This window comes from Dolichospermum flos-aquae CCAP 1403/13F, from assembly GCF_012516395.1.
GTDB classification, from domain to species: Bacteria; Cyanobacteriota; Cyanobacteriia; order Cyanobacteriales; family Nostocaceae; genus Dolichospermum; species Dolichospermum lemmermannii.
Genome location: NZ_CP051206.1, coordinates 283543 through 304986 on the forward strand (window position 1 = coordinate 283543; position 21444 = coordinate 304986).

The window sequence follows — 21444 nt, forward strand, 5'->3', positions numbered from 1 at the left end:
AATTACATAACCTCCTCCCTCGACCTTCTTCTCTCTGCGCCCTCTGCGTCCCTGTGGTTCGTTTCTAACCAATGATTCATATAATTTGGTAATTCCTGCTTAATTTTACTACTGGCATCAATACAAACGTGCCTAGTAATTGCCTTAGCAACCATTACTTCATCTCCTGTCATTTCATAGGTAATTTCAAACTTATCCGAACCTATTTTTTCCGGTAACAAACTAATTACTAAATTGTCACCACAATACATAGGACGAAAAAAATCTACATTAGCATGAACAATAGGAAAAGCTACAGATGGATTAGTAAAAAATGATTTAAGATTAATACCAGAAGCTGCTAATGAAACCTCATAAGCTTCATGACAAATTCTGAAAATATTGGCGAAATAAACGACTCCAGCCGCATCAGTATCTTGAAATCGGACAGTGTAGTAATATGTAAAAGCCATGTTGAAAATTTCCTCAATTCAAATTTACTATCACACATCATTTTATTTCATATTAACTATTAATAATTAATAAAAACTAACCTATGGTTATTCGATATCTTTTGTAACAGCAAGTTTTTTATGCAATAATCACTAATGCAGTGTGATTTTGCACAATTGTTTTTTCAGCAACGTAACACAACAATAATTACGTGCTAGAAGGATTTTGTGATTATATTTGTGATAACTTAAATACTCCATTGGTTAATAACGTCCTTTATCGCGTTCCAAGTCAAAAATTGCTTTTTCGATATACCATCTGTCTGTGTGTCCTGGATGTTTCCCGCGCAATTGGGAAATTATCCTTTCAGCAGTTGAGGTATCGCCACTGAGTTTAAAGGCTGATAAATATCCTCAGAACTAGGATTAAGATAAGGATGCTGCATATCAACTAAATTTTGGGCAAAGTGTTGATTAATAACTTCTATCCGTTCCTCCAGGGCGTTTTTACCCTTTTGCCAAGATTCTAACAACGCATTGGCCACAATTTGACAACGATTCATCCCAAAACTTTCTTGAGGAGCAAATTTTTGATTTGGTTCTTCTGCTAACCCTAACCCCGGTGCTAAAAATTTAGTAAATAAGGGAATTTCTGGCTGAAAATAAGCTTGATGTTCTTGATAAATATCTTGAAGAATAGTCCGAATTGTCGGGTAATCTTGGCATTCAAAATGCAGCACTCCGGCATCATAACGCCCATAAGCTGCGGGATTATAAAGAACCTGAAAACTAAAGGCAATAGCCGCATTATTTAAGGCTTGGGTTAGGCTCTCCATAATAGCAATTGCCCCTGTTGACGTAAAATTAAAATAAATTTGTCCTCCTCCTAAATCAGCATTTTCTGCATCTTGGTTTTCTATTCCTATATTGCTAACTGCCACATAACAGCCATTTTGCAAGCGATTTTTAGGCATCCATATTGCTATTAATTCCCCCACTTTGGGCAACTTTTTCCGGGGTTGTAGATGACATTCTGGCTCAATATATAAGGTTAATCCGTCCTTACTCACAGCCATACTACCATCAGGTTCAATTCGCAAAATCTGCCAATTGGGTTCATAATGGCCTGTACCATAATTGCTATGATGTAGTTGTTCATAGAAATTTTCATCTACACCTAAACTATTATTTTCTAGGAAATTTACCTGAGATTGGCAATTATTATTATTTGCAGCTAAGACTGTTTGCAGTGAACCATTATAATAAATTCCATAGAGAAAATTTCTCAGCAGTATGTTCAAATACTTCTGTTTTAAAGAAGGTGGATTTTGTTGAAACCTATTTGCTATATTCGCGGGTAAAGCAAAAGGTTGATAATGGGGATGGTAAATACAAAAATTAGGTTCAATCTGGATATTACTGGCAATATCGCATAATGACTGGAAAATTTGATTGGGAGAATCATCAAACATTAACTTGTTTTGCACCTCAAATTTCAGGAAAATATATTTCTAATTATCAGGAATAACATGACTAACAACCGCGCAGACGAGTTTTTTCGTAATAAAGACGGACTAATTGTTGTTCCTTTTGGGGTTGAGGAAGTTTTTGCAATGTGGGGACAGATTGGAAAATTTCTGCTGCGGAGATCCCAAAAATTGTCAATACTGATTGCTCTGGCATAGTCAAAAGGCTTTTAGCAACTTCGAGCATACATAAGTTACTATTATCAAAGGATCTTTGCCATTCAATTCTATTTTGAATCTGTTGAATTAATGCTAAACCTGCAAACTTAATTACCCGCACAATGAAGTCTTGATGATATTCTAAAATCATAGGGAAAGCATCAAGATAAGCCCGGATTAAAGCCAGAATCGCAGGTTGTATTTCTTCTAGAGGAATCATGGCTAAACTTAAAGATTCTGCTAACTCTAATGTTGGATCTACTATTAAACTAGACAGCCAAATTCTTAAATAACTTGCTAATAGCGTTCCTAAATCAAAAGCTGGATCTCCCCAACTGCAAGCTTCCCAGTCAATCAATTTTATCAGGCAATTATCTAGCTGTTCCCATCGGGAATGAACTAAAATATTACTTAGATGTAAATCGTTGTGAGTTAAACAAGATGGTTTCCACTCATAAGCTAAATCAGCAATAGCGGATTCTAAACTTTCGTAACGCTGATAAAGCAGATGAAATTGTAGTGCTTCAGTGGGAATTGTCCCAAATGTGTCTGGATTTATTGATGGTATGCCTTGGGCGGGATTGTAAAAATTATAGCGAAACTGTCCTGCGGGCGCAGTGGACATAAAATCACGATACTCACGTTTATTAAACGTGGCTCGGTGTAATCCTGCTAACGTAGTACCAATCGCGCTGGCAATTTCTGTGGGGAAAATACTGCTGTGTTGATAAAATTTTCCTAACTCCACATATTCGCTTAAGTAGCTCCGCACCAGGATAGAATTTTCCGCATCAAAGTGGAGCAATGATGATGATATCGCGCCAATATTACCAATTACTGGAAATTGCTGTAATAACTGGTGAAATAGCGACTCATTAAAAAGTTCATGAGAACTTTGATCATTATTAATGTTCCGTTCCTGTTTAATTAGCAGTTGGCGATTATCTGCTAGTATGACCAGTAAATTTCGATTCTTCTTGGTATTTTCTGGCAATACAGATTTATATGCAGCGCCATCTTCCGCGCTACACAGTCCTGCATTGAGCAGATACTGGATAACATTTTGAGAAGATAGTGATGATAACATGAATTATTTCCTAGTGATTTTAATGGCTAAAGAATTACCGCAGTCAATATTGAGGTGGCTGTAGCAGTTCTTAGTTAATGGTAAAAAATTTACGAAACATTGCTACTATCTACTAATATCCCATTTGTGTCAGAAAGACCTGCCAAAATGGCAATATTAGCTATTTTTTTACTTTCAAATCTACGGAAGAAACTATAAGATCTTGACAATATCTGTAGTATAGCCTTGCACCTTGAATAAAACATTACTGTTTCCAAATTAATTGGTAGTAGATATCCAGCGACAACAACGGTTACTTACAATCGTCAGTGATCCATATTCTCTGTATATATGTTAGTAATTTATCCTGATTATAATCAGTATTGATTTACTTTTATCCCCGATCCTCTCTACTTTAATATATAAATGGCTACACTTGTATTCCTGTAGGTATAAGTTTTATGTAACTTTTCACGGGTGTTATAATTTACTCTTGCTTCATCAAATCAGCTAAGATAAAAATGCCATAGTCAAAAGTCACTATTATACTTAAACTCATAGTGAGAGATAATTTACTCAGTTGATTGATGGATCATCTAGCAATGCTTACGGCAAATACTACATCTTATTCGGCAGTTCAATTTCTACAACGCCAGGCCGCGTCCCTTTTACTGTACCAATCTGTCCTAGAAAGCGACGTAGGCAGAGCGTTTCTGAATTTATTACAAACCATCCGTTACACTGATGGAGATGGGCGGAATTGCCTCCTGGCTTACGGTAGTTATTTCCAAGCTTTAGCCAGTAGTCATCAAACCTGGGAAGAATATCTGATTCAGCAAATTCTCACTGCGGATAATCCTTTGAGCAAATTGGCACAACAGCAGGAATTTAGGCAATTACCCTCAGCTTTAGTAGTCGCTGGACAACATGACTTGCAAATACTACAAAGTTTATATGAATGTAACAGTGCAGTTTTAAGCGAATGGGTACAAATGGCAACTCATTTACCTATTTCCCCTGTGGTTTGGTATCGAGAACCGGAAGCAGTGGGGACAGAAATGGGTTTAATCGCATCTATTCCTCAGTTAGACAATTGGGGTGATGCTGTGGCAGATTTAGCCGCTTATTATCGGCAACATGGAACTGGTTTATTTGCTAAATATGCGGCTTTTCGTTGGCAAAATGGGCAGTTAGTGGGTATTGCTGATGCTGATTCGGTGAAACTGTCTACATTGGTGGGTTATGAGTGGCAAAAAGATGCTTTAGTGAAAAACACAGAGTTTTTATTATCAGGAGAAACTGCGTTGCACGTATTACTTTATGGTAGTCGTGGTTCGGGTAAGTCTTCTTTAGTTAAAGCTTTATTAAATGAATATAGTCATAGAAACCTGCGCTTAATAGAAGTTTCTAAGTCAGAATTGCCAGATTTACCGAAAATTGTCGAATTGTTGCGAGGTGTTCCCCAGAAATTTATTATTTTTGTTGATGATCTTTCCTTTGAAGAAGATGATGATAGTTTTAAAGCAATGAAAGTAGTTTTGGAAGGAAATTTAACTGCTAGACCAAAAAACGTAGTTGTATATGCTACTTCTAACCGTCGCCATTTAATCCGGGAATATTTTACTGATAGACCTGCTCCCAAGGATAACAATGAAGTTCATGGTTGGGATACAATGCAAGAAAAGTTATCTTTTAGCGATCGCTTTGGTTTAACATTAACTTTTACAGCCGCAGATCAAAAAACCTATTTACAAATTGTCCAACATTTAGCCGCAAACATCAATATTTCTGCCGAAGATTTAGAATTTGAGGCTTTACAATGGGCAACTCGGCATAATGGCCGTTCTGGCAGAACCGCAAGGCAGTTTATTGACTTTTTAAACTCAGATTTAGCTGTGTTTGGTGAAACTAAAAATCTTCCTATAGACTCATGACAAAAGTCACTTATCATGTAATATGAACCTAATTATAACTGTATATTTACCAATGAAAATGTGAGGAATAATGACGTTAATTACTAATAATACTAACAACTTGAGTACAATAAAACCTCGTAAAGTCCAATCAACAATATTTAATTATCAAGTTGTCTTAGGCATAGCCGCTTTTAGTATCAGTTTTGGTTTAAGCCTCGTCCCCAGTTGGGATTTCCCTAAAGCCTTTCTCACTGGGATAATTACAGTTTTGGCTACCTATGCAGCCGCATTTCTTGTTGATAAACGACGCAGAAATGATGAACTGAGGATGATTGGTTCTCTTCAGAGACGCATTCGGGATATAGAAGGATTGAAATCCCGCATTGTTAGAGAAATACAGCAATTAGAAGAATATAGAAATTTATTGTATACAGAAACTCAGCAACTAGAAAACCAAATTGGAGATTGTCGAAGTCAAAGGGATAGTTTACATCGAGACATAGGGACATTTGCTGCTCAGAAAAAGCAAATTGAAGCCGAAGTATGTAATCTTAAAAATGAATTTGTCCATTTAGAAAATAGTAATATAGAACTGAATAATAGCTGCAATAATCTGATCACAGAAAAGCGGAGATTAGAAATAAATTGTCATGCTTCTCATGCCGAACTTAACCAAATTCAACCTCAAATTGATATATTAAAACAGGAAAAACAAGAACTAGGAAATGATGTAATTTTGCTGGAAAGACTCAAGCCACAACTAGAAGAAAAGCTTTATGAACTAAGAATAGAAGTTCAAACTCAAGAACTGAAAATTGCTAAACAAGATGATTTAATAGTACAGACAAGTACAACTAAATATCATCTTGAAACTATTCTCAATTCTTTACAAAATAAGACATTAGAACAAAAATCTGAAGTTAATCAACTGCAAAATCAAATTTCTGTCTTACAAGACGAACGGGATTTATTGCAAAATCAAGTTTGGGAATTACTGCAACAAGTGGAAACTATTAATCCCCAAACATTTACCGATAATGAAGAAGATAATTTAGAGTTATTTCCTTTTGAGGAATTATTAGAACCATTAGATTCCATAAATGGCAAACATGATCACACAGGAAATTTACCAACGGAATGGGATACTTTTTTAAACCATCTCCCCGCTTATGAAATTCAAGTTTTGAAAGCTATCCTTGAGCAAGATAACCCCAGAGCTACTATTAAACAAATTGCTGAAGCTAATATTACTATGCCCAATCTCTTGATTGATGCTATTAATGAAATTGCGAGTAATACTATTGGTGAGTTAATTATTGCAACCAATACCGAAGTTCCCGAAATTGTTGAAGAACATTTATTAAATGTGAAAACAATGATTACTAAATATTCAGAAATTAGTTAATTTTTAGCAAGAAAATTTTAGGGGTTTAGCATTGTGCTTTACCCCTATAGATGAGTTATGGCATCTTAGTCCCTGGGTGCAGGATCTGTTACCCTAGATACTTATACATCAATCAAAATGTTGCCTGCTTCCACTTTCAGAGGATAGGTTGGTAAGGTTTTTTCTGAGGAAACCATTGACAGTAATTTACCAACTACGGGTGGGAAGGGACACCAAGTTTTGACTTCACCATTACCCAAATCAAATGCACTGCGGTGGAAGGGACAAACTATCGCCCCATCTTCGATTTTTCCTTTTTTCAAAGACATTTTTAAGTGAGGGCAAGTATCATCTACAGCATAAAGCTGATTTTCGTGGTTTAAGAGTAGGATTTTGCGATCGCCCACTTTGACTACTTCCCGCGCACCAGCAGCCAGTGCGTTAGCAGCTAAAACTTGAGTCCAAGCCATGAGATTCTCCTAATTTTAAAGACCTATTCTTAGTTTCTCGCAATTGTGTCCTATGCGATCGCTAATCATAAGTTACCAGTTTGCAGATGTTCCACCATTGAGTCTGATATTATCTTTTTGTATTATTCATCCAAAATTGATTATGGAAGCAAGCTTATTGACTAAAGTTATGTTACCAATAGCTTTGGCTATCATTATGCTGGGAATGGGTTTATCTCTTGCACCCGAAGATTTCCAACGGGTAAGGAAATATCCGAAAGCCGTCTCAATTGGCTTAATCAGTCAGTTAATTTTTTTACCTATTATTGGTTTTGTCATTACTAAAGTTGTCCCCATGCAACCGACAATGGCAATGGGGTTAATGATAGTGGCACTTTGCCCAGGTGGAGCATCCTCAAATATATTTACATTCCTCGCTCAAGGTGATGTTGCACTTTCAGTCACACTGACTGCTTTTAGTAGTGTGATTACAGTATTTACAATTCCGATGTTAGGAAACCTTGCATACCAGCACTACATTGGCGAAACTGCGGCGATTACCCTACCGATTGGGGCAACAATAGGACAAATTTTTCTGATGACGCTTTTGCCTATCGGATTGGGAATGGGAATGGGGCAGCTATTTCCCGAAATTGCCCGTCGTTTGGAAAAACTGACTAACCGCCTCGCAGTTGGTTTGCTGGCGCTAATTATACTCATGCTCATCATTCGTGAGTGGAACAGTATCCCCGAATTTATTCTCCAAGTTGGAGTTGCGGTTGTGCTGTTAAATGTGATCTCAATCTTGGCGGGATTTTATATTAGCAAGGTGTTTAAACTCAATCCTCCTCAACAAATCTGCATTGCCATCGAGGTTGGTATTCAGAATGGCACATTAGCGATCGCAATTACGGCTGGACTACTCAACAATCCTGATATGGCAGTACCGGCTGCGGTTTACAGTTTGTTTATGTATGTAACCGGCTTTATTGCTATTAGTTACGGTAAAAAATTGGCTACAACCAACTCTATTCATTGAACATTTTCAAAATTACTAAACCAATCAATTTTGTAGGGGCAAATCCCCTGTGGTTGCCCCAAATACCGGGATAGGCACGGAGGCGCTACCCCTACATTAAATCCAAATATTTTATAACCAAAGCCATTAGGGGCGCAGGACCTACGCCCAAAATAGGGTTATCCCTTAGATTTAGGCAAACTCAATCGTACGCACAAAATCTAAAATAGCTTTTTTCATTTTTTTCGCTTCTGCTTTCATAGAACCAGGTACTTCACCATTTAAAAAGCTGCGTTGACTACTAACTATATACAAACATTCATTATTGACAAAGGACAATAATCCTCTATAGGCATCTAATCTCATCCCATTGCCATTAGTTTCATGCTTGGATATAGTTGAACCTTGAGGCATATTTACTAATACATAGTAATAACTTTCTAAAGTATCTTGCCAATATTCTTTATGTTTCACTTCCGCCGTAGGAACATGAGAAATAATTGCTTGAGGCACATATTTATCTACCAAAACTTCATGCAGATATACTTCATTTTCTTGGGATTCTAGATCACCAATTTGTTCTAGAGAGAGAGGATAATAATCAATTCTGAGTAAAGTACCAGTATCGTCCGAAAAACTTACCATTCCTTCCTCTGTTTGCAGTTTTCCTCCCTGTTCAACATTTAAAGGAATAGGAACTATAAAGTTACCCAAAGGTGATTGATAAAATTGTTCACCAGCTTCATTAAAAATGACTGCTTCATATTCTTCTTCGAGATATTCTTCCTCATCCCCAGCTTCTATTGAGTCAATTATCTCTTTAATAATTTCTTCTGCTTCTTCATCATCCAGTTCTAAAGCTATTTGTAGTTGTTTCAGAAAAACTTTTTTATTTGCTGGAATAATTAAATTTTCCGCATCTAAAAGCATAATCACTCCAGCCGCAAAACCATCTAAAACTGCCTCATCAGAAATCCCCGCACTGGCAGCATTAAATAAAGAACCTAATCCAGCCTCTCCGGCAATTTCTATGAGTCTGTCCACCGTTTCTAGCATTTCTTCTTCTGAGTATTCATCAAATATCTCAAACTCCCAGAGAATATCAGCTAAACTTTCTGCATCTATGTCTTCACTGCCAGAATCAACTATGGTGGTAATCACCGCAATTGCCGCTACGGCTTCTTGTTCATTCAATGATTCTTTGATCGGCTCTTTCGATTTGAAAATATAATCATACTTTGTCATAACTTCTATCTCCTCAATTAATTTGTTGTTTGCACTTAATTACTAGGTTGAGAAATCCGGGTTTCAATATCTTCTAGTGTCCGTAATAATAGACGATTTGCCTGTAATTGCCAACCCCATTTTTGAATTCTAAAAGCCGCTACAGTCCCCCCGATAGCTGCTAATAAGCCAATGGGTTGATTTAGGGAAATCCCCAATAATAAACCCAAACCAGCAATTCCCCAAAATGGCAAGGCCACCGTCTGTCTTTGCTCCTCCACAACTTCTGCAATTTTACCAGATGGCATTGTAGCTAATAATGTCGCTTTTAGTTGCCTCTGTTCCGCTAATGGTACTGATAAACTAATCTTGCGGCGGAGTTTTTCCATTTTGCGGGCATCAGTGCTATACTCCGTAAGTTCATCTTCTGCCATTTTTAGCAGTCGTTCTAATTGTGACATAGTAGATTAAGTTTTTTGACTGTATTAGAGCTATTATTCTATATTTGTGGACAACAAGATCCCCAACTTCTTAGAGGGTGTTTGAAAAGTTATGGTTGATGTATCAAATATTTTTTACCCCACCCTAACCCTCCCCTTGTAAAGGGGAGGGAACTGGATTTTTATTGTTTCCCCCCTTTACAAGGGGGGACTAAGGGGGGTAGCAATGTGATGAAAATTACGGAATACCACTTTTCAAACAACTTCTTAGAGAGGTCGGGGATCTAACTCGAAAAACACCTCAAGAACATCATGAAAAAAACTTGGTTTCGATTAGGCATAATAGGCATATTTCTACTTTCCTTGAGTTTACGTTTTTGGGGAATCAGCCGATTTAATACTTTAGTATTTGATGAAGTTTATTTTGCCAAATTTGGTAACAACTATCTTACTCATACACCATTTTTTAATGCTCATCCACCATTAAGCCAATATTTGATCGGGTTGGGGATTTGGATTAGTAAATACATTCCCCTGGGTCGAGATCCTGTAAATAGTCTCACAGATTCCTTATTATCTCCTTGGAATTATCGGTGGGTAAATGCGCTAACTGGTTCATTAATTCCCGTAGTCATAACTTTATTAACTTATCAATTTAGTCATCGTCATCGGTTTGCTTTATTGGCAGGATTTTTTACAGCTTGTGATGGCTTATTTTTAGTAGAATCTCGTTATGCTTTAAGTAATGTCTATATAGTTATCTTTGGTTTACTCGGACAATGGTTATTATTATTAGCATTAGAAAAGCGAAAACGGTGGTTTTGGTTAATTCTCTCTGGAATCAGTTTTGGTGCTTGTATTGGCACAAAATGGAATGGCTTATGGTTTTTAACTGGTGCTTATGGTGTATGGATAGCAGCTTGGATAATTCGCTGGTTGCAATCATTTGATCATACATCTCGCGTGCCATTATTTTCTTATTTACGCTTTTCTAATCACCCTAATAATTCCCCAACTGATACCATAAAATCACCCTTGCAAAATCTGACAAAAATAAATATTTGGCAGATGTTTTCCTATTTAGGAATTATTCCGGCAGTTATTTATAGTCTGATTTGGATTCCTCATCTCCAACTTGATAAAAGATATGGATTTATTGAAGTTCATAAACAAATTTTACACTTTCATCTCCAATTAGGTGGAAATAGTCCTAGCGTTCATCCTTATTGCGCTGCATGGTATAAATGGCCATTGTTAACTCGACCAATGGCTTATTATTATCAAACTGCTCAAAGTACCAAGAATTCCTTACCTGTCTTTGGACCGCCCTTACCTAATGGTGCTGGTAAAGTAATTTATGATGTTCATGCTATGGGGAATCCTTTTTTATGGTGGTTTGGTTTAGCGGCGATGATCTTTGTAATTGGTATGGTAATCATCACAATTACGATGCCGATAATTGAAAAAAAGCGGTTATTTATCCCGAAAAATCTTACCGCTGATACTTGGATTGGCTTATTTTTAGTCATAAATTATGGGGCTAATCTCCTCCCTTGGGTGGAGGTAACAAGGTGTACTTTCATCTATCATTATATGTCTGCGGTTGTATTTACATTCATAGCGATCGCTTGGTTTGTTGATCAATGTCTAATTAGTTATTATCGGCAAATTCGGGCAGTAGGTGTGACTATAACTTTTATCATTGTCGCTGCCTTTATTTTCTGGATGCCTATTTATCTAGGTTTACCCATGTCTCCTGATGGTTATAGAATGCGGATGTGGTTTAGTTCCTGGATTTGATAGAAATTTCTTAATATATATACACAAATCCTGTAGCTTCAATCATGTAAATTTTTACATTTCTTATCTATATATTTGGTGACAGCTAGTTCTTCTGTGTAAGAATATTAGGTAAGGGCAACTATAACTGTGGGCTTTGCCACTATCAGAGGTACTGAATCGAAAAGAATTTTTATAGGTGTGAGGAGTTTAGATTAAACCTACAGGTTTTATGCTCCAAAATTATAGGGAAAGGGTTTTATGGATATCAATGTCAAGCAGCAGCATATTAATATCACCAGCTTAAAAGAAGCACCAATACATTTGGTTAGTGAAATTCAGCCTCATGGGGTTTTGTTAGTCTTACAAGAGCCAGATTTACAAATATTACAAGTTAGTCAAAATACTTTCAGCACTTTTGGCATATCGCCAGAAGATATCGTGCAACAGGAATTAGAAGATTTACTAGATCCTTACCAAATCCAGAAAATCAAATTTTGGTTGTCAGAAGAAAATCTGGATTTTATTAATCCTACAAAAATTTGGATTAAGAAACAAGGGGATGAATATACAATATTTGATGCCACTTTCTATCGTAACTCTGAAGGATTTTTAATCTTAGAACTAGAACCTACAGCATCTCAAGAAAATATTCCTTTCTTGAGTTTTTATCATTTAGCTAAATCCTCAATTAATCGCTTAGAAAAAAGTAAAAGTCTCCGTGATTTCAGTCAAATCATTGTGCAAGAAATCCGCAAAATGACCGGATTTGACAGAGTAATGTTATATAAATTCTGTGATGATGGACATGGTTCTGTGATTGCTGAAGAAAAAATAGCTACTTTAGAGTCTTATTTAGGATTACATTATCCAGAATCAGATATTCCTCAGCCAGCACGACAATTATTTCTAGAAAATTCTATTAGAGTTATTCCCGATACAAATATTCAATCATCAGCCGAACTTTTCCCTAGAATTAACCCAGTTAGCGGTAAACCAATTGATTTAACTAATTCAATTCTCAGAAGTCCTGCACCCTGTCATCTAGAATATTTACATAATATGGGCGTGGCTGCATCTTTGACAATTTCCTTAATTAAAGATCACAAACTTTGGGGTTTAATTGCTTGTCATCATCAATCACCTAAATACGTTTCCTATGAATTACGGAAAGCTTGTGAATTTTTAGGAAGAATCATATTTTCAGAAATTTCTGGAAAGGAAGAAACAGAAGACTACGACTATCAAATAAGTTTAAAACAAGTTCAATCACTATTGGTTGAATATATGTCTCAAGCAGAGAACTTTATTGATGGTTTAGTCAAAAATCAAATAAATCTGCTCAATTTAACTAATGCTGAAGGTGCAGCAATCTATTTTGCTGGAAAATATACTCTGATTGGGAATACTCCTCAAGAGGAAGAACTGAATTTTTTAGGAGAATGGCTGAGAAGTAATGTCAAAGATGAGGTATTTTCCACAAATTTCTTACCGAGTATTTATCCAGACGCGATCAGCTTTAAAAATGTCGCTAGTGGTTTATTAGCTATTCCCATTTCCAAGCAAAATTATGTATTATGGTTTCGACCAGAAGTCATTCAAACTGTAAATTGGGGTGGAAATCCCCATCAGGCTTTTTCAGTTGATCAATCTGAAGGAAATATCCGGTTATGTCCCCGTAAATCATTTGACTTATGGAAAGAAATAGTGCAGTTAACATCTTTACCTTGGCAAAATGTAGAAATCAAAGCTGCATTGGAGTTGCGAAAATCAATCATCAATATTGTCTTACGTCAAGCTGATGAATTAGCCCAATTAGCTGAAGATCTACAACGTTCTAATGCAGAATTGAAAAAATTTGCCTATGTCGCTTCCCATGATTTGCAAGAACCACTCAATCAAGTAGGTAATTATGTACAACTTTTAGAAATGCGCTATGAATCAGAACTAGACGCAGATGCAAAAGAGTTTATTGGTTATGTTGTCGAAGGTGTAAGTTTGATGCAGAACTTAATTGATGACGTACTCGCATATTCCAAAGTAGATACATTAGGAATTGCTTTTCAAGTCACGGAAGTAGAAACAGCTTTAAATCGGACTTTGAAGAATTTACGTCAACGCATTGGGGAAACCGGCGCAATTATTACCCATGATCCTTTACCCACAGTTATGGCTGATGAAACACAATTAATTCAGCTATTTTTGAACCTCATTGGTAACGCTATCAAATTCCGCAGCAGTCAACCACCAAAGATTCATATTAGTGCGAAAAGATTGGAGGATGAATGGTTATTTTCAGTTCAAGATAATGGAATTGGGTTAGATCCACAATTTAGCGATCGCATTTTTATTATCTTCCAACGTTTACACACTAGAGACGAATATCCAGGTACAGGAATGGGTTTGGCTATTTGTAAAAAAATCATCGAATGTCATCGTGGACGAATCTGGGTAGAGTCCCAACTCGGTCAGGGTACAACTTTCTACTTTACCATTCCCGTCAGAGGTTGTGATCATGAGCATCGAAATGATAGGAACACACAAAATAATCTTTTTAGTGGAGGACAATAAAGCTGATATTCGTCTCATTCAAGAAGCCTTAAAAACCAGTTCATTACCTCATCAATTAGTCACAGTTACAGATGGTATAAAGGCTATGACTTACCTCCGTCAAGAAGGAGAATATGCTAACGTACGACACCCTGATTTAATTTTATTAGATTTGAATTTACCCAGAAAAGATGGGAGAGAGGTATTAGCAGAAATTAAATCTGATCCTCAACTAAAACGCATTCCTGTCATCATTTTGACAACTTCAAAAAATCAAGATGACATTTTCCATAGTTACGACTTACACGCTAACTGCTACATTACAAAACCTCGTAATCTGAGTCAGCTATTCCAAATCATCCAGAGTATTGAAGACTTTTGGTTTTCTACCGCGACCTTACCATGAGAATAACAAGAAAACTACTCAATGTCCAGGGCTATTTCGTTCTAAACATAATCCACCCAGAACTAAAGTATGGCTTACGCGACGCTTCGCTATCAGGGCTAATAACTCAAGTCCGTTAAAACGGACTACAAACTTTCTTTTAGTCGTCTTTAGACGACTTTTGCTATTAGACTCAGAATTCATTCTGAGACGGGCTGAAAACTTGCAAGAGGTAAAATCAAGGAATGATTACTGCAACTTCCACATTAAAAATCCTATTAATTGAAGATAACTTAGCAGAAGCCAGGTTATTACAAGAGTTTATTAAACTCACAAAATCTCAAAATTTTAGTTTAGTTCACGTCCAAAAACTCCAAGACGGAATCAACCAATTAAACAGCGAAAAATACGATGTAATTTTGTTAGATTTAACCCTTCCTGACAGTCAAGGATTAGCTTCCATACCCCAGTTACTCAAGCAAAATCCTAGCAACCCCATCATAGTTTTGACTAACACAAATGATGAAGAACTAGCCATTGAAGCAGTGAGACAAGGAGCGCAAGATTATCTAGTCAAAAGACACGTAAATCCAGATACATTGGTGCGTTCTGTACGATATGCTATAGAACGTAAACAATTTTTAGAACAATTAAATCAAATTAATCAAACATTAGAAACTCAAGTCGAAGAAAAAACTGCGGAACTTTTGAAATCCCAAGAAATTAATCAGCTTAAATCTGAATTTGTTTCCATACTTTCCCATGATATTCGTAACCCTTTAAATACCATTCTTCTCGCAGCGGGATTACTACAAAGGCATAATCAAGGACAGAAAAATGATGGAGAAATCAATCATTTACAACTGATTCGCTCTGCTATCAAAAATGTATCAAATCTATTAGATGAAGCTTCATTAATTGGTAAATCTGATTCAGGTAAATTATTCTACGAACCACATATACTTGACTTAGAAAAATTATGCTATGAATTAGTACAACAATCTCAATTATTTGCCCAAGAAAAACAGTTGAATTTAATTTTTACCAGTTCCGAAAACTGTTTGGAATATTTGGGAGATGAAACCCTATTAAAGCATATTGTCAGTAATTTACTCAATAATGCCATTAAATATTCACCTCCCGATAGTACAGTCCTATTTGAATTAATCAAACAAGAAAAAACCGTAATTTTGAGATTTCAAGATCAGGGAATTGGGATGACAGAAACCGATCAAAAACAACTATTTCAACCATTTCACAGAGGAGAAAATGTGGGAATCATTCCTGGTAGTGGTTTAGGATTAACAATCGTCAAACAGTGCATTATAGCCCACAGAGGAGAAATTACAGTTAATAGTCAAGTGGGAGTAGGTTCAACATTTACCGTGACTTTGCCGATCACAAAATAGATCCCCGACTTCTTTGAGAAGTCGGGGATCTGGGTATTATTAAACTACAGCTTCTGCTTTTTCCTTAACAGGTACATAAGGTGTTTCTGCACCTTGGGCTAAATATTCAGCTAATTGACTTTCGATTTCATCACGGACAATTTGCCGATATTCCATAAAATGCTCAATGTGAGCGCAGGTAGAAACGTATTGTTCAATTACCTTGGGATTATGCTTGAGAATACTAAAGAAGTGATGCCAGAATTTCCAACGAGTTTCTCGTTTAAATCCTTGTCGCCAAATTACAATTAATAAGGCTCTGACAACTACCCATTCTGGTGTTTTTGCTGGTGCTGTCCATTTGGGAGAACCCAACATCATAAAACAGCGATAGGTGCGATCTAAATAAGCAGCAGGGTCATACAAAGCACAGAAAGCTTCCACATATTCCCTAGCCAATTCTTCTAGAGGACGGGTAGGAATGAAATTCATCAATGTAGTTTGATTGATGTTACCATCTTGGTTTTCCCGCAATCTGCCTTCTTTGGTCAACCGATGCCACAAGGCGGTATTGGGTAACGCTTGCAACATGGCAAAGGTAGTAGAAGGAATAGCTGCAAGTTCGGCAAAACGGACAATGCGATCGCCTGCACCCGCTTTTTCACCATCAAAACCAATAATAAACCCAGCCATTGGCCGCAGTCCAGTTCTAATAATGGTTTCTACCGACTCAGTTAAGGAACTGCGAGTATTTTGGAATTTTTTAGTTAGTTGTAAACTATCTTCGTCTGGGGTTTCAATCCCCAAAAATACGGCTTTAAATCCACAGTCAACCATCAACTCCATCATTTCTTGGTCTTGTGCCAAATCAATGGAAGCTTCTGTGTCAAAATTGAAGGGATATTGATGATCTGCCATCCAAACTTTTAACTCTTTCAGCAACAATTTCACATTGCGCTTATTGCCAATAAAGTTATCATCCACCATAAACACACCCCGCCGCCAACCTAAATCATAGAGATAATCTAACTCGGCTAAAAGTTGTGCAGGAGTTTTAGTTCTAGGTTTGCGACCATATAAAACAATGATGTCGCAAAATTCGCACTGGAAGGGACAACCCCGCGAAAACTGCACCGACATCATATCATAGGCATTAAACTCTAATAAATCAAAACGGGGAATGGGTGTACCAGTGACATCAGGCTTTTCAGCAGCCCGGAAAACTCCAGATTTTTCACCCCGTTGTACAGCTTCCACAAACATGGGTAAAGTCAGTTCCCCTTCATCGAGAATCAGGTAATCTGCCCCTGCTGCTTCCACTTCATGGGGTGTGGAGGTAGGATAAGGACCACCCAAAGCCACCAGCTTACCGCGTCTTTTCGCTTCCCGAATTTGCTCAAGTAAGTCTTGTTTTTGGACAATCATGGCGGAGAAAATCACCATATCTGCCCATGCCCATTCTTCTTCTGTGGCAGCGCGGATGTTACGATCTACAAGCTTAAACTCCCATTCTTGGGGCAAAATTGCCGCTACCGTCACCAAACCCAATGGTGGCAACAATACCTTTCTGTCAACTAGCGCCAGAATTTTCTCATAAGACCAAAAGGTGCTTGGAAATATTGGATAAACTAGCAAAACACGCATAGTATCACCCCTCACGATTTATTTGTTATCTAACTGTAACTAAAATTAAGACTAATTGACTTTTTTATCAAGCCTGTTGTATGAGAGGATGTCTGAATCAGGATGACCAGGATTTAAAGATTTACAGGATGAAGACTGGGATTTCAGTTTAAAGATTATTAATCCTTTTAAATCGCGTTCTGAAAATCTGTGTTGTGTGTAATAATAGAGCAATAATTTTGATCGCTTAGTTGATTATGAAAGTAGACTTTGCACCGATTTTTGAACTAGGGTTGTCAGAAAAGCTACAACTTCTGGAAGATTTATGGGATGATATTGCTACGAAATCAGCTAATCTTCCTGTATTAGACTGGCAAAAAGAAGAACTTGCTCAAAGAAAAGCTCTCCATTTACAAGATCCCAGTTTAGCTAGTTCTTGGGAATCAGTAAAAGCAAGAATCCGTAGTAACATAAGTTGCTAGTTAGGGAATTTGTCTGAATCAGGATGTCCAGGATTTAAGGATTTACAGGATGAAAACTGGAATTTTATTACCAATTACCCATTACCAACCTTAACTAGATGATTAGTAACTTGAGTTAGTAACTATATATACGGTGTTTCACTGTTCTCAAGATCCTAAAAAATGGCGTAATCGCTTAAAATAATATAATAGAGAAAGAATTTTTATATTTCAGGAGTATCACCGTGCTGGCTCAATTAGATCGGATTACTGTTAATCCCAACGTTTGCCTTGGACAACCAACAATTCGAGGAATGCGGATTACTGTGGGCTTTGTGTTGAAATTACTGGCTAGTAACCTTTCGGTTCAGGAAGTTTTAGCTGCTTATCCAGAATTAGAAGATGAAGATATTCGACAGGCGCTTAACTACGCAGCTTGGACTGTTTCAGATAAAATTGTAGGTATTCCTTCAGCATGAATAATCTTCGCTTTCTTGCTGATGTGCATATTTCCCCTCTAACAGTTGCAGCTTTAAAATTGCAGGGCTATGAAATTTTGCGGAGTACAGATTTGCTCCCTGCAACTGCGGCTGATATAGATATTTTGGAACTTGCAAGAGTTGAAGGTCGAATTATTATCACCCAAGACTTAGATTTTTCGATGTTGATAGCTGTTGGTAAGTATAACCAACCAAGTTTGGTGACATTGCGGTTATCTTCTGCAAAGCCTGATGTGATTACACAAAGATTGTTGGAAGTTTTACCTCAGTTAGAGGAAGAACTTACTCAAGGTTCAGCCCTGACAATTGATGATAATTCTGTACGTATTCGTAAGCTGCCAATTCGTTGACAATTTAAAACTAATGCCTGTAATATCATGTATGTTATAACGGTCATATCTTTACTTTGCTAAATACTATGAGTGACATAAAAAGAATAGATACAAATGCTTATGTTACAGTACAGGGAGATTATGCTGTAGTTAATGAAGGTTCTAGCTATGGAATCATTAATATCCATACAAAGCAGGTAATTGCTCGCAATATCATATCTTTTCTGGATTGTGTTAAAACATTAGAATATATCCTTGGTAATGCTGAATCTCAAAATTCAGAACCTTTGCGAACCTCCGCGTTTATTTCTGAACCAGAAGTTCCTCCTAAGTCAAGTCAGCAAGATATTAATACTGAAACTAAAAAACTAGATGAGCTAGATTTAGCCCTGGTAAGAAGTCTAGCGTCCTATTTTGAAGAAATGGATGGTAAGATCCACAAATATCATCGAGATCATCATGCATCGCGGGAAGAAGCAGATGTGATAGCAAGCTATTACTTAAAGACTGCTCATGTCCTTAGAGATGTTAAAACTATACAAGATGTCCAACACCTGATCAAATCTATAGAAACTCTCAAAGAAAAGGTTAGTCGCTACAAACACGATGGCGAAAAATACCGTTGGTCCACAGGTTTAGAAAAAGAAGTGCTAGTGAAGTTAAGGAAAATAATATAAACCTATTTCCAGAATCAACTAATCGCTCTCATTGTAAAGTTACATGATTAGAAATTACGCAAAATACCTTTAAAACTCTCTTCCCTTCGCTTCCTTCGTTCCTTCGTGGTTCATTCTTTCATGACTTCTGCCTTTTTTATTTGCATGGAAGCGATACCTTCAGCGAGTCAAGCGATCGCATGAGATAAACTAGAGGAGTGCGTTAGCGTAGCTTACCTAAGGTATCGCTCTCATACCTATGAATATTAACCTAAAAACTATTCTCACTCGCCTGAAACAAGAACTCACTGACCTGTATGGCGAACTGACAAGTCAACGCTTACGCCATCGCTTACAACACCTCACCCTTTTTGGCTCTCAAGCCCGTGGTGATGCAGAACCTGGATCAGATATAGATGTGTTAGTGGTGCTGAAGTCTCCTGTTAACCCCGGTGAAGAAATCAAACGCACAGGTAAAGCGATCGCTGATCTTTCCCTAGAATATGATGTTGTCATTAGCTGTCTTTTCATGGACGAAACCCACTATCAAACCCGCAATGGATCTTTGCTGCGTAATATCCGTAAAGAAGGCGTTCTTCTATGACCGACGAACAACGGGAACTCCTCCTCAAAGCCCAACAGAGTTTAGAAGCTGCAAAACTCCTAACTTATATGTCAGTCCTAAACTTAAAAAAATATCATAAATTAATCCCTATTTTCATCCTGTTAATCCTTTAATCCTGGACATCCTGATTCAGACAATAATTAATTAATATCTAGCAAATAAATCATGCAGCTTCTTCTCTTTAGACCTGCGATAATTTTCAACAGCTCTATCTAAAACTGATTGAATTGTCTCACCAGAGTCCTCTACCATTGTTAGCAGGGTTTTGTGTGTGGTTTCACTGATACTAACTTTTAGCTCAGGCATGACTTGTTCTCATAGCTCACTGACATCATTATAGTAGTTGCAAGGGCTAATGTCTGAAATAGCTTAATTCCCAGCTTTCACGCCGCTAATTTTCAAAACATCACTCATGGTTGCACAGTAATTTGGTAAATTGAAACTGCTAGGATTAATGGCATTAGCATAGCTAAAATGACGATAATTCATACAGAATCGATCCCAAGCCGCCATTTGAATGCGGAATAAAACAATAATCACATTGGCTAAACCTAAAGATAGAGGAATGCGGAAATAAATCTTTTTACTTAAATAAGCACACACTTCTTCAATGGCTTGATTAGCAGTTAATGCTGATTGTCCTAAAACAAATCGGCGTGGATCTCCCTGTTGTGGGGGATAATCAATTAAATATTGGATAACTGTGGCAATATCTTTACCATGAATAAAGTGAAAACTACTATCTGCTTGTAAAAAACGAATGAGATTAATATAGTTAGTAACTTCAGGAATACCAGATGTGAGATGAGAATAAGGTTTTTTATCATCACCACCTAATACTAAGGTAGGAAAAACTGTGGTAATTTTGGGAAAAATTGCTAATTTTTCAATTTGATGTAAACAATCATATTTAGAACGGATATAATCTGTCCCAATTTCTCCCGCTTCTTTAAGTGGTTTATTATTGTTGTTCAAAACACTCGCAGTGGAAAAATAAATTACCTGCTCACATTTTTCTGGATTTAACAAACTCATTAATTCTAGAGTTTTGAAGACATTGATATCAAAAATGCCCTCACCACCCCAAGAAGTGGCTGTTAATACGGCAATATCAATAGTTTTAAGTAAATCAGAGAATTTACCAATCTCTTTCATATCACCTTGGAGAATAGTAATACCGGGACGGGCTGTAGTATCAACTTGGAGTTTATTCGGGTTTCTAACTAGTAGATACAATTCGTGATTGGTGTTTTCAATTAAGGCTTCACTGATATAGTGACCGATACAGCCACTTGCACCTGTAACTAAAATGCGTTTTTTGGTCATGAAATTGGATGTTGGGGTTTTTGGGGATGGTTGAGGTCAGTGCGTAATTGTAGCATGATTTGAGGAGATAGATCCCCGATTTCTTAAAGAAATCGGGGATCTGGGTGTTAGTTAAGTTATATTATATATTTTTTTAAATGAACCCCTCCAGACGCAGAGAAATGAGTTTTTGAGAGATTTTGCCTAAATCTTGATTAATTAGGGTA

General features: G+C 37.0%; 21 protein-coding genes. 13 read left to right on the plus strand and 8 right to left on the minus strand.

Features of this window, described 5'->3' with window-relative positions; translation table 11 throughout:
- Positions 1–2: 2 nt before the first annotated feature.
- From HGD76_RS01485 to HGD76_RS01495, 3 genes are all read right to left on the minus strand, one after another.
- The gene (locus HGD76_RS01485; protein ID WP_168694753.1) at positions 3–452 is read right to left on the minus strand and encodes an acyl-CoA thioesterase; all 450 of its coding nucleotides are present in this window, start codon (positions 450–452) and stop codon (positions 3–5) included.
- 338 nt (positions 453–790) lie between these two features.
- Positions 791–1903 (minus strand): T3SS effector HopA1 family protein, encoded by a 1113-nt coding sequence (locus HGD76_RS01490; RefSeq protein ID WP_168694754.1) that lies wholly within the window; start codon positions 1901–1903, stop codon positions 791–793.
- A gap of 61 nt (positions 1904–1964) precedes the next feature.
- On the minus strand, positions 1965–3203 hold the full coding sequence (locus HGD76_RS01495) for an aminoglycoside phosphotransferase family protein (RefSeq protein ID WP_168694755.1): 1239 nt from the start codon (positions 3201–3203) through the stop codon (positions 1965–1967).
- A 566-nt stretch (positions 3204–3769) separates the two neighbouring features.
- Between HGD76_RS01495 and HGD76_RS01500 the strand changes: the two genes are divergently transcribed.
- Both HGD76_RS01500 and HGD76_RS01505 read left to right on the plus strand, forming a co-directional pair.
- Entirely contained in the window at positions 3770–5116 is a 1347-nt protein-coding gene (locus HGD76_RS01500) for an ATP-binding protein (RefSeq protein WP_168694756.1), read from the plus strand.
- A gap of 70 nt (positions 5117–5186) precedes the next feature.
- On the plus strand, positions 5187–6503 hold the full coding sequence (locus tag HGD76_RS01505; RefSeq protein WP_168694757.1) for a tellurite resistance TerB C-terminal domain-containing protein: 1317 nt from the start codon (positions 5187–5189) through the stop codon (positions 6501–6503).
- Between the two features lie 101 nt (positions 6504–6604).
- Here the strand turns inward: HGD76_RS01505 and HGD76_RS01510 are convergent, their stop codons facing one another.
- Positions 6605–6952, minus strand: a complete 348-nt coding sequence (locus tag HGD76_RS01510; protein WP_015080325.1) for a Rieske (2Fe-2S) protein — start codon at positions 6950–6952, stop codon at positions 6605–6607.
- Between the two features lie 52 nt (positions 6953–7004).
- Here HGD76_RS01510 and HGD76_RS01515 point away from each other — a divergent pair, with 52 nt between their 5' ends.
- On the plus strand, positions 7005–7970 hold the full coding sequence (locus tag HGD76_RS01515; protein WP_148766104.1) for a bile acid:sodium symporter family protein: 966 nt from the start codon (positions 7005–7007) through the stop codon (positions 7968–7970).
- Positions 7971–8141: 171 nt separating this feature from the next.
- Here HGD76_RS01515 and HGD76_RS01520 read toward each other — a convergent pair whose 3' ends face one another.
- Entirely contained in the window at positions 8142–9194 is a 1053-nt protein-coding gene (locus tag HGD76_RS01520; protein ID WP_148766106.1) for a tellurite resistance TerB family protein, read from the minus strand.
- A gap of 35 nt (positions 9195–9229) precedes the next feature.
- Positions 9230–9634 carry a hypothetical protein gene (locus HGD76_RS01525; RefSeq protein WP_168694758.1) on the minus strand — a complete coding sequence of 135 codons (405 nt, stop codon included), beginning with the start codon at positions 9632–9634 and terminating at the stop codon, positions 9230–9232.
- 291 nt (positions 9635–9925) lie between these two features.
- Between HGD76_RS01525 and HGD76_RS01530 the strand changes: the two genes are divergently transcribed.
- The 4 genes from HGD76_RS01530 (at position 9926) to HGD76_RS01545 (ending at position 15736) form a co-directional block, all read left to right on the plus strand.
- A complete protein-coding gene (locus HGD76_RS01530) occupies positions 9926–11413 on the plus strand; it encodes a dolichyl-phosphate-mannose--protein mannosyltransferase (RefSeq protein WP_168694759.1) in 1488 nt (495 codons plus the stop codon).
- Positions 11414–11653: 240 nt separating this feature from the next.
- Positions 11654–13963, plus strand: a complete 2310-nt coding sequence (locus HGD76_RS01535) for a sensor histidine kinase (RefSeq protein WP_168694760.1) — start codon at positions 11654–11656, stop codon at positions 13961–13963.
- Entirely contained in the window at positions 13908–14348 is a 441-nt protein-coding gene (locus tag HGD76_RS01540) for a response regulator (RefSeq protein WP_168694761.1), read from the plus strand. Before HGD76_RS01535 ends, HGD76_RS01540 begins: the two co-directional genes overlap by 56 nt.
- A 224-nt stretch (positions 14349–14572) precedes the next feature.
- Positions 14573–15736, plus strand: a complete 1164-nt coding sequence (locus tag HGD76_RS01545) for a hybrid sensor histidine kinase/response regulator (RefSeq protein ID WP_168694762.1) — start codon at positions 14573–14575, stop codon at positions 15734–15736.
- 39 nt (positions 15737–15775) lie between these two features.
- Here HGD76_RS01545 and HGD76_RS01550 read toward each other — a convergent pair whose 3' ends face one another.
- Positions 15776–17359 carry a B12-binding domain-containing radical SAM protein gene (locus HGD76_RS01550; RefSeq protein ID WP_168694763.1) on the minus strand — a complete coding sequence of 528 codons (1584 nt, stop codon included), beginning with the start codon at positions 17357–17359 and terminating at the stop codon, positions 15776–15778.
- 236 nt (positions 17360–17595) lie between these two features.
- Between HGD76_RS01550 and HGD76_RS01555 the strand changes: the two genes are divergently transcribed.
- The 6 genes from HGD76_RS01555 to HGD76_RS25080 all read left to right on the plus strand — a co-directional run bounded on the left by HGD76_RS01555 (position 17596) and on the right by HGD76_RS25080 (position 20025).
- Positions 17596–17820: an addiction module protein gene (locus tag HGD76_RS01555; RefSeq protein ID WP_168694764.1), complete on the plus strand. Its 225-nt coding sequence runs from the start codon at positions 17596–17598 to the stop codon at positions 17818–17820.
- A gap of 224 nt (positions 17821–18044) precedes the next feature.
- Positions 18045–18278 (plus strand): DUF433 domain-containing protein, encoded by a 234-nt coding sequence (locus HGD76_RS01560; RefSeq protein ID WP_168694765.1) that lies wholly within the window; start codon positions 18045–18047, stop codon positions 18276–18278.
- Entirely contained in the window at positions 18275–18649 is a 375-nt protein-coding gene (locus HGD76_RS01565) for a DUF5615 family PIN-like protein (protein ID WP_168694766.1), read from the plus strand. The genes HGD76_RS01560 and HGD76_RS01565 overlap by 4 nt, the downstream gene beginning before the upstream one ends.
- 68 nt (positions 18650–18717) lie before the next feature.
- Positions 18718–19308, plus strand: a complete 591-nt coding sequence (locus tag HGD76_RS01570) for a hypothetical protein (protein WP_168694767.1) — start codon at positions 18718–18720, stop codon at positions 19306–19308.
- A gap of 238 nt (positions 19309–19546) precedes the next feature.
- Positions 19547–19891: a nucleotidyltransferase domain-containing protein gene (locus HGD76_RS01575; protein WP_210967698.1), complete on the plus strand. Its 345-nt coding sequence runs from the start codon at positions 19547–19549 to the stop codon at positions 19889–19891.
- Positions 19888–20025 (plus strand): hypothetical protein, encoded by a 138-nt coding sequence (locus tag HGD76_RS25080; RefSeq protein WP_233467005.1) that lies wholly within the window; start codon positions 19888–19890, stop codon positions 20023–20025. The genes HGD76_RS01575 and HGD76_RS25080 overlap by 4 nt, the downstream gene beginning before the upstream one ends.
- A gap of 256 nt (positions 20026–20281) precedes the next feature.
- On the opposite strand, the gene HGD76_RS01580 is transcribed toward HGD76_RS25080, so the two are convergent.
- Positions 20282–21238: an NAD-dependent epimerase/dehydratase family protein gene (locus HGD76_RS01580; RefSeq protein ID WP_168694768.1), complete on the minus strand. Its 957-nt coding sequence runs from the start codon at positions 21236–21238 to the stop codon at positions 20282–20284.
- Between the last annotated feature and the right edge of the window lie 206 nt (positions 21239–21444).